The 13,396-nt window shown below is 31.6% G+C and carries 13 protein-coding genes, 1 tRNA gene and 1 pseudogene; 10 read left to right on the forward strand and 5 right to left on the reverse strand.

Annotation, left to right across the window (positions count from 1 at the left end; translation table 11 throughout):
- Positions 1-7: 7 nt before the first annotated feature.
- The gene (gene rbfA, locus Q0842_RS00475) at positions 8-403 is read right to left on the reverse strand and encodes a 30S ribosome-binding factor RbfA (protein ID WP_298492795.1); all 396 of its coding nucleotides are present in this window, start codon (positions 401-403) and stop codon (positions 8-10) included.
- 110 nt (positions 404-513) lie between these two features.
- On the opposite strand from rbfA, the gene mce reads away from it, so the two are divergent.
- Together mce and Q0842_RS00485 are read left to right on the forward strand one after the other, a co-directional pair.
- Complete coding sequence (mce, locus tag Q0842_RS00480; protein ID WP_298492798.1) at positions 514-918, forward strand: methylmalonyl-CoA epimerase; 405 nt, start codon at positions 514-516, stop codon at positions 916-918.
- Between the two features lie 49 nt (positions 919-967).
- A tRNA-Ile gene (locus Q0842_RS00485) sits at positions 968-1,041 on the forward strand.
- Between the two features lie 541 nt (positions 1,042-1,582).
- Here the strand turns inward: Q0842_RS00485 and Q0842_RS00490 are convergent.
- On the reverse strand, positions 1,583-2,173 hold the full coding sequence (locus tag Q0842_RS00490; protein WP_298492802.1) for a riboflavin synthase: 591 nt from the start codon (positions 2,171-2,173) through the stop codon (positions 1,583-1,585).
- Between the two features lie 75 nt (positions 2,174-2,248).
- Here Q0842_RS00490 and pdxA point away from each other — a divergent pair, with 75 nt between their 5' ends.
- The 8 genes from pdxA (at position 2,249) to Q0842_RS00530 (ending at position 9,054) form a co-directional block, all read left to right on the forward strand.
- On the forward strand, positions 2,249-3,301 hold the full coding sequence (gene pdxA / locus Q0842_RS00495; protein WP_298492805.1) for a 4-hydroxythreonine-4-phosphate dehydrogenase PdxA: 1,053 nt from the start codon (positions 2,249-2,251) through the stop codon (positions 3,299-3,301).
- Between the two features lie 125 nt (positions 3,302-3,426).
- Positions 3,427-3,966 (forward strand): DUF177 domain-containing protein, encoded by a 540-nt coding sequence (locus tag Q0842_RS00500; RefSeq protein ID WP_298492808.1) that lies wholly within the window; start codon positions 3,427-3,429, stop codon positions 3,964-3,966.
- Positions 3,967-3,975: 9 nt separating this feature from the next.
- Positions 3,976-4,179, forward strand: a complete 204-nt coding sequence (rpmF, locus tag Q0842_RS00505; protein WP_109352001.1) for a 50S ribosomal protein L32 — start codon at positions 3,976-3,978, stop codon at positions 4,177-4,179.
- A gap of 179 nt (positions 4,180-4,358) precedes the next feature.
- A complete protein-coding gene (locus Q0842_RS00510) occupies positions 4,359-5,360 on the forward strand; it encodes a beta-ketoacyl-ACP synthase III (protein WP_298492817.1) in 1,002 nt (333 codons plus the stop codon).
- 22 nt (positions 5,361-5,382) lie between these two features.
- Positions 5,383-5,877: an acetyl-CoA carboxylase biotin carboxyl carrier protein gene (accB, locus tag Q0842_RS00515; RefSeq protein WP_298492822.1), complete on the forward strand. Its 495-nt coding sequence runs from the start codon at positions 5,383-5,385 to the stop codon at positions 5,875-5,877.
- Between the two features lie 97 nt (positions 5,878-5,974).
- The gene (gene accC / locus Q0842_RS00520) at positions 5,975-7,327 is read left to right on the forward strand and encodes an acetyl-CoA carboxylase biotin carboxylase subunit (RefSeq protein ID WP_298492825.1); all 1,353 of its coding nucleotides are present in this window, start codon (positions 5,975-5,977) and stop codon (positions 7,325-7,327) included.
- A gap of 165 nt (positions 7,328-7,492) precedes the next feature.
- Positions 7,493-8,608 (forward strand): FAD-dependent oxidoreductase, encoded by a 1,116-nt coding sequence (locus tag Q0842_RS00525; RefSeq protein WP_298492828.1) that lies wholly within the window; start codon positions 7,493-7,495, stop codon positions 8,606-8,608.
- A complete protein-coding gene (locus Q0842_RS00530; RefSeq protein ID WP_298492831.1) occupies positions 8,605-9,054 on the forward strand; it encodes a 3-oxoacyl-ACP synthase in 450 nt (149 codons plus the stop codon). The genes Q0842_RS00525 and Q0842_RS00530 overlap by 4 nt, the downstream gene beginning before the upstream one ends.
- Positions 9,055-9,058: 4 nt before the next feature.
- Here Q0842_RS00530 and Q0842_RS00535 read toward each other — a convergent pair whose 3' ends face one another.
- From Q0842_RS00535 to Q0842_RS00545, 3 genes and pseudogenes are all read right to left on the reverse strand, one after another.
- Positions 9,059-9,970 carry an ABC transporter ATP-binding protein gene (locus Q0842_RS00535; protein WP_298492834.1) on the reverse strand — a complete coding sequence of 304 codons (912 nt, stop codon included), beginning with the start codon at positions 9,968-9,970 and terminating at the stop codon, positions 9,059-9,061.
- 76 nt (positions 9,971-10,046) lie between these two features.
- A pseudogene (locus tag Q0842_RS00540) lies at positions 10,047-12,171 on the reverse strand (prolyl oligopeptidase family serine peptidase).
- Positions 12,172-12,277: 106 nt separating this feature from the next.
- The gene (locus Q0842_RS00545; RefSeq protein ID WP_298492837.1) at positions 12,278-13,267 is read right to left on the reverse strand and encodes an aspartate-semialdehyde dehydrogenase; all 990 of its coding nucleotides are present in this window, start codon (positions 13,265-13,267) and stop codon (positions 12,278-12,280) included.
- Between the last annotated feature and the right edge of the window lie 129 nt (positions 13,268-13,396).

The raw sequence follows: 13,396 nt of genomic DNA on the forward strand, positions 1-13,396 counted from the left end.
TAGAAAATTAAGATTTTTTTCTTTTATCTAAAATTGAAGGATCTTTAATTGGGTTTTCTTTCCCTTTTAAAGATTTTTCTATTTGGTCAATGTATTCTAAAGAATCATCAATAAAAAATTCTAAATTAGGCATTCTACGTAGTTGGTTTTTGGTACGTTGCGCTAATTCGTGGCGAATTAATGGCGTATTAGATTTTATACCTTCAAGTAACTCTTTGCCCTTATCATTAGGAAAAATGCTCAAATAAACTTTAGCAACACCTAAATCTACAGTTACTTTAACTTTTGTAACCGAAATTAAAACACCACGCATACCGCCTTGTGTAGCAGCTCCCTGTAATACATCAACTAAATCGGTTTGTAAAACAGACCCTATTTTTTTTTGTCTTTGACTTTCTTCCATGTTAAATTTTATGTAGTATTACTCTAACTACGCTACAAAAATAACGGATATTTAAAGATTATGTTACTTTTGGATTACTTAATTTGTATCTTAATGTAAAAGTTGTGCTTATGAATAAAATTGAACACATAGGAATTGCTGTAAAAAGCCTTAAAAATTCTAATGAATTGTTTTCCAAACTCTTTGGTAAACCTCATTATAAAGTTGAGGAGGTAAAAACTGAAGGAGTTAATACATCTTTTTTTAAAGTAGGTGAAAATAAAATTGAATTATTAGAGGCCACAAAAAAAGATAGCCCAATAGCAAAATTTATTGATAAAAAAGGAGAAGGTATTCATCATATTGCTTTTGATGTTGATGATTTAGTATCTGAAATTAAGCGACTTAAAAAAGAGGGATTCAAGGTGTTAAATGAAACACCAAAGAAAGGCGCCGATAACAAGTTAGTGGTTTTTTTACACCCAAAATCATCAAATGGGGTTTTAATTGAGTTATGTCAAGAGATAAAGAAATAATTTTTCTTGCTAACAATCAAAATAAGTAGTAATATTGCACTCCAATTTCGGTCCTATAGCTCAGTTGGTTAGAGCACCTGACTCATAATCAGGTGGTCCATGGTTCGAGTCCATGTGGGACCACTTCTAGAAATTGTAAAAGCCTTCAAGAAATTGAAGGCTTTTTTTATAATTTATATTAAAACACAACGTTTATATATAGATTTAAATTCGCTAGTTAATTTTAATTTTTTTTACAGTGATTTATATATATTTGTTCTGTAAATTAAAAGTGAGGGATTAATTTTATATTTATTACAATTTGTATATTGGTATTGTTAACATATGTTAATCGAAATAAATCAAAAAAACGCATTTCATCGATATTTTTTGACATTTCATAGATATTTTTAACACCTATAAGATATATTTGTTTTGTTAACTCGCTTTTTTTTATACATTTGTGACCCCATGACAATACAAAATAAAAGAATAATTGCCTCAACCTTATTTGTATTAATAAGCTTTGTGTGCGCAGCTCAGACATTACCTGGGCCAACCCCTCCACCGCCAGGGCCACCACCACCACCGGGTTTTCCAATTGATGGAGGTATATTCTACGGTATTGTATTCGCTATATTTTATGGGGTAAGAAAGCTAGTTTTTTCTAAAAAAAATAAATAGATTACTTGTTTAAGTCTACAAGTTTTGCCACATATTTCCCTAAAACATCAAACTCTAAGTTAACTGTTGTACCAATTTTGAAGGTATTAAAGTTTGTATGTTCATAAGTATAAGGTATAATGGCAACGCTAAATGTATCCACTTTTGAGTTTACTACAGTTAAACTTGTTCCGTTTACTGTTATAGATCCTTTCTCAATAGTGATGTTGTTTAAAGTACTATCATAATTAAATGTAAACACCCAACTACCATTTTCTTCTTTAATGTTTGTACAAATAGCCGTTTGATCAACATGCCCTTGAACAATATGTCCATCGAGTCTATTTCCTAATTTCATAGCTCTTTCCAAGTTCACTTTATCAGCAATTTGTAAAGTACCAAGATTTGTTTTTTCTAAGGTTTCTTTTATTGCGGTAACAGTATATTCATCATTGTTAATTTTAACAACGGTTAAACAAACACCATTATGAGCTACACTTTGGTCTATTTTTAACTCAGAAGTGATGGCGCTTTTTATTGATATGTGTAGATTGTCTAAATCGTTTTTTAAATTTGAAACGACTCCAATATCTTCAATAATTCCTGTAAACATAATATTGTTTGTTTATTTGGTTAAATTTGCAGTATTAAATGAATTTCAAAATTACGAACAAAAGTTGTCATTTTAATGAAGGAAGAAGAAAATATAATAGTAGGAATATCTATAGGTGACTTAAATGGTATTGGTGGAGAAATAATTTTAAAAGTATTTGAGGACAATAGGTTTTTAGATTTTTGCACTCCTGTAATTTTTGCTTCGGCAAAAGCTATGACTTTTTTTAAAACACACTTCAAATCTCAAATTAATTTTAATATAATTAATAATTTAAATCAAATAACTCATAATAAAGTTAATGTGTTTAATTGTTGGAATGAACCTGTAAAAATTGAGTTTGGGAAAGAAGACACAAAAATTGGAAGATTTGCAATAAAATCTTTAGAAACAGCCACAAAAGCATTAAAAGAAAATGCTATACATGTTTTGGTTACTGCTCCTATAAATAAACACAATATTCAATCAGAAGATTTTAAATTCCCTGGGCATACAGATTATCTAGCTCAAGAACTTGAAGGTGAGAGTTTAATGTTTATGATTACAGATACGCTAAGAGTAGGACTACTTACAGATCATGTACCTGTTAAAGATATTTCAACACATATCACTCCAGAATTGATAGAGCAAAAAATTAACACGGTTTATAATTCGCTTAAAAAAGATTTTAAAATAGAAAGACCTAAAATTGCTGTTTTAGGTATAAATCCGCATACAGGAGATAATGGTGTTATTGGAAGTGAAGATGATGATGTACTTAGGCCAACTCTCCATAAAATAAAAGAAAGTGGTAAATTAGTTTACGGACCTTATGCTGCTGATAGTTTTTTTGGCTCAAATAATTATAAAAATTTTGATGCCATTATTGCATCATACCACGATCAAGGGTTAATTCCTTTTAAAACACTTTCGTTTGGTCAAGGTGTTAATTATACAGCAGGTTTAAATAAAGTAAGAACCTCACCAGATCACGGTACTGCATATGAAATCGCAGGGAAAGGAATTGCAGACGAAAACTCATTTAAAGAAGCAATTTTTAGTGCGATTAAAATATATAAAAACAGAATGAGTTATGAACAACTTACTTCAAATCCGTTAAAAAAAGCACCTCGAAAAGTGCATCGTTAATTGGTTGATTATTAGTTAAAACCTTTGCCAAAACAAGTCAAAAAAAACATAATTAAAAAAATGTTGATAACTCGTGTTAGGTAAATAAAAATTTATATATTTGCAGGCTCAAAATAGATGCGGTTATGAAGCTACTGAAAGAGTTTACAATCCCATTTGTAGGATTAAAAATAGGAAAACATCATTTTGAGTACGAAGTTAAGCAAGCGTTCTTTGAACATTTTGAGTATGAAGATTTTAATGATGTAAACATTAATGTTAATCTTGAATTAGAAAAAAAGACAACATTACTTGAGTTACATTTTGAAATTTCTGGATGGGTAAATATTAATTGTGATTTAACAAACGAACCCTTTAATCAACCCATTGAGAATGAGTTTGATTTAGTAGTTAAGTTTGGTGATGAATATAATGATGAAAATATAGACATTTTAATAGTTCCTCATGGAACTTATGAAGTTAATATTCAGCAATATATTTACGAATTAGTTATACTAGCTGTACCATTAAAAAGGATACACCCAGGAGTTGAAGATGGTACATTAGATTCTGACATACTTAATAAATTAGAAGAATTAAGCCCTAAACTCAAAGATAAAAAAGACAAAGAAGAGGAAATTGATCCTCGTTGGAATACATTAAAGAAATTATTAACGGATAAATAAAGATATAAAATGGCACATCCTAAAAGAAAAATCTCGAAAACAAGAAGAGATAAGAGAAGAACACATTACAAAGCAACTGCGCCACAGATTGCTACTTGCCCTACAACTGGTGAAGCACACTTATACCATAGAGCACACTGGCATGAAGGAAAGTTATACTACAGAGGTCAAGTATTAATTGACAATTCTGAAGAAATAGAAAATGTTGCATAATTATTTATGCATTTAAATATAAAACGCTCATTTATGAGCGTTTTTTTTATGAAATACTTTTTCTAATTAACAAAAACACTTAATTTGTATATTATTAGACCAAAATTTATTAGTTTTCATAAAAATTTGCGTGTTTTCGTCCAATTTTAACGATTTTTGGTCAAATTAAAAATAAAGGTATGAGTAAAATCTCAGCAGCGATTACAGCTGTAGGCGCTTATGTGCCAGATTATGTATTAACCAATCAAATTCTTGAAACGATGGTTGATACAAACGATGAATGGATTACCTCTAGAACGGGAATTAAAGAGCGTAGAATTCTTAAAGACGATGGAAAAGGAACATCTTACCTAGCCATAAAAGCTGCTCAAGATTTAATAAACAAAAAAGGGATAGACCCTAAAGATATAGAATTAGTTATTGTAGCAACAGCAACTCCAGATATGAAAGCAGCCTCAACAGCTTCTTTTACAGCCTCAGAGATTGGTGCAACAAATGCGTTTTCTTTTGATATGGATGCAGCATGTTCTAGTTTCTTATTTGGTATGTCTGTAGCTTCATCTTATATTGAATCTGGGAGATATAAAAATGTGCTGCTTATTGGAGCAGATAAAATGTCTTCAATAATCAATTACAAAGATAGAGCAACGTGTATCATTTTTGGAGATGGCGCAGGTGCTGTATTATTTGAACCTAATGATGAAAATCTTGGGGTGCAAGACGAATATTTAAGAAGTGATGGTACTGGTAGAGAATTTCTTCAAGCTACCTATGGCGGTTCATCACATGCCTTAACAGCAGAAACTTTAGAAAAAGGAGGGCATTATGCTTTTCAAGAAGGAAGAACCGTATTCAAAAATGCTGTTTTTAATATGGCAGATGCTACAGTAAAAATATTAGAACGAAATAATTTAACAAAAGATACAGTTGATTGGTTAGCTGCACATCAAGCAAACAAACGTATTATTGATGCTACAGCACAACGTATAGATTTAGATGAGGATAAAGTTATGATGAATATTCATAAATATGGGAACACAACATCTGCAACTTTACCGCTTCTAATAAATGATTATGAATCACAACTTAAAAAAGGAGACAATATTATATTTGCCGCTTTTGGAGGCGGATTTAATTGGGGAGCCATTTATTTAAAATGGGCTTATAATTCAAAAAACTAACCACTAACTAATTAGTAATATTATGGACGTAAAAGAGATTCAAAACTTAATTAAGTTTGTTGCAAAATCAGGAGCAAGCGAGGTTAAACTAGAAATGGATGATATAAAAATCACCATTAAAACAGGATCAGATTCAGACACAACAATTGTGCATCAAGTTCCTGCTACTCAAATGCCACAACAAGTTATGGCTGCTGCACCTACTCTAGAAGTACCAGCTGCGCCTGCTGCTACACCAGCTGCAACACCAGTTGAGGCTGCTGCAGAAGATTCAAAATACATCACAATAAAATCACCAATTATTGGTACTTTTTATAGAAAACCATCACCAGATAAACCTTTATTTGTTGAGGTAGGGCAAACTATTGCAGAAGGAGATGTACTTTGTATTATTGAGGCTATGAAACTTTTCAATGAAATTGAATCTGAAGTTTCAGGAAAAGTAGTTAAAATTTTAGTTGATGATTCTTCTCCAGTAGAATTTGATCAACCATTATTTTTAGTAGACCCATCTTAATTTTAGATTATTAGACCCCTTGAATTATTAGAATTTTATATTTCTAATATTTTAATAATCGAATAATCCAATTCTCTAATTATCTAATTCAAAAAAGATGTTTAAAAAAATATTAATTGCCAATAGAGGAGAAATAGCACTTCGTGTTATTAGAACCTGTAAAGAAATGGGCATTAAAACAGTAGCTGTTTATTCTACCGTAGACGAAGAAAGTTTACACGTAAAATTTGCAGACGAAGCTGTATGTATAGGTCCTCCAGCAAGTAGCGAGTCCTATTTAAAAATGTCTAACATAATATCTGCCGCAGAAATTACAAACGCAGATGCCATACATCCAGGATACGGATTTTTATCAGAAAATGCTAAGTTTTCAAAAATTTGTGAAGAGCACGGAATTAAATTTATTGGTGCGTCTCCAGAAATGATAGACCGCATGGGCGATAAGGCAAATGCCAAGGCAACCATGAAAGCTGCCGGCGTACCATGTGTACCAGGTAGTGATGGTGTTATTGAAGATTTTCCTGAGTGTGTAAAAGTAGCTGAAGAAACAGGTTATCCTGTTATGCTAAAAGCCTCTGCCGGTGGTGGTGGTAAAGGTATGCGTGCAGTTTGGAAACCAGAAGACCTTAAAGAAGCTTGGGATTCTGCTAGACAAGAATCTAAGGCTGCTTTTGGAAATGACGATATGTATATGGAAAAACTCATTGAAGAGCCAAGACATATTGAAATTCAAATAGTAGGTGATTCTTCAGGAAAAGCTTGCCATTTATCAGAAAGAGATTGTTCAATACAACGTCGTCATCAAAAACTTACTGAAGAAGTTCCGTCGCCGTTCATGACCAATGCACTTCGAAAAAAAATGGGTGATGCTGCTGTAAAAGCAGCAGAGTATATAAAGTATGAAGGTGCAGGAACTATTGAGTTCTTAGTTGATAAGCATCGTAATTTTTACTTTATGGAAATGAATACACGTATTCAAGTAGAGCACCCAATTACAGAGCAAGTAATAGATTTCGATTTAATTCGAGAACAAATTCTTGTAGCAGCAGGTGTGCCAATTTCAGGTAAAAATTATACACCAAAATTACATTCAATTGAGTGTAGAATTAATGCAGAAGACCCTTTTAATGGGTTTAGACCTTCACCAGGTATGATAACAACACTTCATGCCCCAGGTGGCCATGGTGTACGTTTAGATACTCATGTTTATGCAGGTTATGCCATTCCGCCAAATTATGATTCTATGATTGCTAAGTTAATTACAACAGCGCAAACCAGAGAAGAGGCTATAAATAAAATGAAACGAGCTTTAGATGAGTTTGTTATAGAAGGTATAAAAACTACCATTCCATTCCATAGGCAACTTATGGATCATCCAGATTATTTAGCCGGTAATTACACCACTAAATTTATGGAAGACTTTGTTATGGATAAACCAAACGAAGATTAAATATCAAGAAAACTCCGGAAATTATTTCGGAGTTTTTTTATGGCGTTACCTCAAGGGTCGGGCTTTCCATTACTAGTTTTGGCTCGATGCGCGCCTCGCCAAAAGCTAACCATTACAATCCCTAACGCAAAGCAGAATTTCATTTAAAAATTCTAACTTAGCTTCATGAATTTATCATATTGGGAAATAAAATCATGGCTATCAAATATAGATTTTTGTATTGTAGGTAGCGGTATTGTTGGTCTTAATTGTGCCCTTCAATTAAAAAAGCAATTTCCAGAATCTAAAATATTAATTCTAGAAAAAGGCACAATACCACAAGGAGCAAGCACAAAAAACGCAGGGTTTGCATGTTTTGGGAGCCTAAGCGAAATACTAGACGATTTAGTAATACACTCAGAGCATGAAGTTATTCAGCTAATAGAAAAACGTTTTGAAGGTTTAAAACAGTTAAGACAAACTCTCGGAGATAAGCAAATTGGCTACCAACAATTAGGCGGATACGAGCTGTTTATAAATTCAAACCAAACATTATTTAACACCTGTATTTCTAAAAAAGAAACCATAAATAGGTTGTTAAAACCTATTTTTAAAGATATTGTATTTAGTATAAAAGACAATATTTTTAATTTTAAAAACATAAATAACCAATATGTTTTTAATCAGTTTGAAGGACAAATTGATACGGGAAAAATGATGGAATCCTTGCTTGAAAAAGTACAATCACAAGGCATAAAAATTTTAAACAATATAAAAGTCGATAGTTATTCAGAAAATAATAATTTAGTAAAAATACAAACCAATCAATTTGAATTTTCAGCTTCAAAACTTCTTATAGCTACAAATGGTTTTGCATCACAATTAATCAATCAAGAGGTAAAACCAGCAAGAGCACAAGTTTTAATAACAAAACCTATTAAAGATTTAAATATAAAAGGCACATTTCATTTAGATAAAGGCTACTATTATTTTAGAAATATAGATAACAGAGTGCTTCTTGGTGGCGGGCGCAATCTGGATTTTAAAGGTGAAGAAACCACAGAATTTAATCAAACCAAGCTAATTCAAAATAAGCTCGAAGACCTTTTAAAAAACATTATTTTACCCGAAACACCTTTTGAAATAGACCACAGATGGAGTGGTATTATGGGTGTTGGTTCTCAAAAAAAGGTAATTGTAAAACAATTAAGTAATAACGCGTTTTGTGGTGTTCGTTTGGGCGGTATGGGTATTGCTATTGGTAGCTTAGTAGGAAAAGAATTAGCAGATTTAGTAACATGAATATAAAGCAAGAATTATATAACCAATGTGTCTCATTTGTTGAGACGCGTATTCAAACGGTACAAAATACCATTAAAGACATTCAAAAATCTTTGACTAGTGAAACCAAAAGTAGTGCCGGCGATAAGCACGAAACAGGTCGTGCTATGTTACAACTCGAGCGCGAAAAAGCTGGAAATCAATTGGCAGAAATAGAAAAAACAAAACAAATTCTCAATAAAGTAAATGTTGATATAAGCGCAAATAGTATTGGTTTAGGTAGTGTTATTTATACTTCACAGGCTAATTATTTTATAGCAATAAGTGTTGGCGAAATTAAAGTAGAAAATGAGAAGTTTTATGCTATTTCTGCAAATACACCTATTGGGCAACTTTTGTTAGGAAATACATCAGGTTCTATAATAACGTTTAGAGGTGAATCCTTTAAAATCCTTAACGTTTTATAGCTTTTTATTTCTTAATAGCTAAACAAACTTCGGTTCCAGGTTTAAGGCTTTCTTGATGTTCAAAAAATACAATTTCACTTTCTAAATTAGCTTCAATTAAATTATAATACCCTTTAAAATAAGACTGTTTAACTTCAACTTTTAGAGTAGAATGCTCAACCACTTTTAATTGATGTGCATAAATAATTTCATTATTAATTAAATTAAATTCACCAAAAAAGGAGGCTATTAAAGGTGTTTCTGGTGTGTTGAATAAATTTTCAGGACTATCGTTAACGGCAATTTTATTATTGTTTAAAACAATCATTTGGTCTGCAAAACCAAGAACATCTTCTTTATCGTGAGTTGCAACAATACAAGTTATATTGTTGTCTTTTAAATGTTTAAAAACATTTCTGCGAAGACTTTGTTTTTTAAAATTATCAATATGGCTAAAAGGCTCGTCTAGTAAAATAATTTCTGGTTGTTTTGCCAAGGCACGTGCTAAAGCGACACGTTGTTTTTGACCACCACTTAAAGTTTTTACTTTAATTTTAGCAAACTTAGTAAGCTCAACAACTTTTAATAATTCTTCAGTACGACGATGCTTTTCTTCAGGATAAAAACGAGAAAGGAATTTACCTATATTTTCTTCAACCGTTATAAATGGCATCAAATCGAATTCTTGTGCAACATACTTCATAAAGTCGTATCCTACAACCAAATTGTATTTTGGACCTAATATTTTCTTATCATTCCAAAAAATATCACCTGCATCTATATCGTATTCACCATATAAAACTTTTAATAAGGTACTTTTTCCAGAACCACTTTCACCAATAACAGCAACATTTTCCCCTAGTTTTACTTTGAAAGTTATATTCTTGAGAACCGTTGTTTTATTATAAGAAAAAGTTAGGTTTTTTACGTTTAACATATTATTACAAAAATAGCAGAAAAATATACGTTTCTTTAACAGAAGTGTGTTTTATACGCATCAATCTCCATACTGTTTATTGGTTTTTAGAAGTTAGAGTATCTAAGCCCATATTGTATAAAGTAAAGCCAAAAATATCTGCATATTGTTCTATGGTTTTATTAACAGGTGTTCCTGCGCCATGTCCTGCATCGGTTTCAATACGAATTAATGTTGGGTTGTTACCGGATTGTTTACTTTGTAGTTCTGCAGCAAATTTAAAGCTATGAGCAGGTACTACTCTATCATCATGATCGCCAGTTGTAATTAAGGTAGCAGGATATTCTACATTAGGTTTCACGTTATGTAATGGAGAATAAGATTTTAAATATAAAAACATGTCTTTACTATCTTCAGCAGTACCATAATCATAAGCCCAACCTGCACCAGCTGTAAAGGTATGGTATCGTAACATATCTAAAACACCAACTGCTGGTAAAGCTACTTTTGCTAAATCTGGACGTTGTGTCATGGTTGCTCCAACAAGTAATCCACCATTAGAGCCACCTCTAATTGCTAAAAAATTTGATGATGTATATTTTTTACTTAATAAGTATTCTGCGGCAGCGATAAAATCATTAAAAACATTTTGTTTTTGCATTTTTGTTCCTGCATCATGCCATGCTTTTCCATACTCGCCACCTCCACGTAAATTAGGAACAGCTAAAATACCACCTTGTTCCATCCAAACAGCATTGGTTATGCTAAAACTTGGTATTAAACTAATATTAAAACCACCATAGCCGTAAAGTATTGTTGGGTTTTTGCCATTTAACTTTAATCCTTTTTTATAAGCAATAATCATAGGTATTTTAGTGCCATCTTTGGAGTTGTAAAAGATTTGATCACTTACATAATCATCAGGATTAAAGTCGATTTTAGGTTTACGGTATAACTCTGAAGCACCTGTGTTTTTATTGTACTTATATATATTACTTGGTGTTTTATAGTTTGTAAAAGAATAATATAATTCTGTTTCGTCTATTTTTTTTGTAGAAAAACCATTGGCACTACCCACACCAGGTAATTTTATTTCTCTTATTAATTTACCATTATAATTGTATTGTAAAATTTTAGATACGGCATCAACCATATATTCAGTAAAGAAATAACCACCACCTTTTGTTGGTACTAAAACATGTTCTGTTTCAGGAATAAAATCTTCCCAATGTTCGGGAATTGGATTAGATGCATCTACAGTTACAATTTTTTTGTTTGGTGCATTTAAATTTGTAACTAAAAATAATTTGCTGCCTTGGTTTTCAATAATATAAGTATCGCTATCTGTATGATTTAGTATAGTTACAAATTTACTATTGGGTTTTGTAAGGTCTTTTATAAATAATTTGTTACCAGTTGTTGAAACTCTTGGCGAAATAATTAAATAACGATTGTCTTGTGTTACTGTACCGTAGATGTAACGATGTTTTTCAATTGCTGAAGCACCATAAATTACAACATCCTCTTTTTGAGGGGTTCCTAATTTATGATAGTATACTTTATGTTGGTCTGTTTTAGCAGATAATTCGCTACCTTGTGGCTTATCGTAACTAGAATAATAAAAACCTTCATTTTTATACCAAGACATCCCACTAAATTTTATATCTGTAAGTGAGTCTTCAATTATTTCTTTGGTATCGGTATCCATAATTAATACCTTTCTCCAATCACTCCCACCTTCAGAAATGGAGTAGGCCAATATCTTACCGTTTTTTGAAAAGCTTATGCCTCCAAGAGAAATTGTGCCATCTTCTTTAAACGTATTTGGGTCTAAAAAAATGGTAGCAGAACTTGGATCTTCTCCAGTCTTATATCTATAAATTACATATTGGTTTTGAAGGCCATTATTTTTATAAAAATACGTGTAATCCCCTTCTTTAAAAGGAGCACCAATTTTTTCGTAGTTCCAAATTTCAGTTAAACGATTTTTTATTTCATTACGATATGGTATATTATCTAAATATTTAAATGTAGCTTTGTTTTGAGCTTTTACCCAAGTTTTTGTGTCTTCACTTCTATCATCTTCCAGCCACCTGTAAGGATCCTTTACTTCAATATCAAAATAGGTATCTGTAGTATCTACAGTTTTAGAGTTTGGATAATTCACGGAAATATTTTTTCTACTTTATTGGTTTGCAAGCTACTAATTGAAAAACGCTTATTGGTTTAAATATTGTTTTTTTAACATTTAAATATTAAAAATAAATAAAAAAACTCCTGCATAGTTTTACACAGGAGTTTTATAACAAAATCTTAAGAGTAAAGGAATTATACCAATTTATTCTCGATTAAATACTCTGCAATTTGAATGGTATTAGTTGCGGCACCTTTACGAAGGTTATCTGCAACAATCCACATATTTAATGTATTTGGTTGTGTTTCGTCTCTTCTAATTCTACCAACAAAAACTTCGTCTTTTTCATGTGCAAAAATAGGCATTGGGTAAGTATTAGTGTCTGTATTGTCTTGAACAACAACTCCAGGAGTTTCGTTTAATAATTTACGAACATCGGCTAAATCAAAATCGTTTTCAAATTCTACATTCACAGATTCAGAATGCCCACCAGCAGTAGGGATTCTTACTGCTGTAGCAGAGATTGAAAAACTTCTATCATTCATTATTTTTTGAGGTTCTCTGGCTAGTTTCATTTCTTCTTTAGTGTATCCATTAGCTTCAAAAACATCACAATGAGGTAATGCATTTCTACCAATAGGATAAGGATAAGCCATTTCTCCTTCAATACCTGCAATTTCATTCTCTAATTGACGAACAGCTTTTACACCAGTACCTGAAACCGATTGATATGTAGAAACCACAACACGTTTCATTTTATATTTTTTATGTAACGGATTTAAAGCCATTACTAATTGTATGGTTGAACAATTTGGGTTTGCTATAATTTTATCGTCTTTAGTTAACTCATTCGCATTAATTTCTGGAACCACTAATTTTTTTGTTGCATCCATTCTCCAAGCAGAAGAATTATCAACTACTGTTGTACCAGCTTCTGCAAATTTAGGTGCCCATTCTAACGATGTGCTTCCACCTGCAGAAAATAAGGCAATATCTGGTTTCATTGAAACAGCTGTTTGTAAACCAACAACTTTATAATCTGTTCCTTTGTATGTTATTGTTTTTCCAACCGAACGCTCAGAAGCAACAGGAATTAATTCTGTTACAGGAAAATTACGTTCTGCAAGAACTTTTAACATTACTTCACCAACCATTCCAGTTGCACCAACTACAGCTACTCTCATCTTTTTATAGATTTAATAATTTTTGTGAGGACAAAACTAAGTATTTATTCCATTTTAAAATTTAAAAAAAGCCCTCATTTTATAAAAACGAGGGCTTTTTAACAACAAATAACAAGATGTTATTTATTT

It is taken from the genome of uncultured Algibacter sp. (genome assembly GCF_947495675.1).
GTDB lineage: Bacteria > Bacteroidota > Bacteroidia > Flavobacteriales > Flavobacteriaceae > Algibacter_B.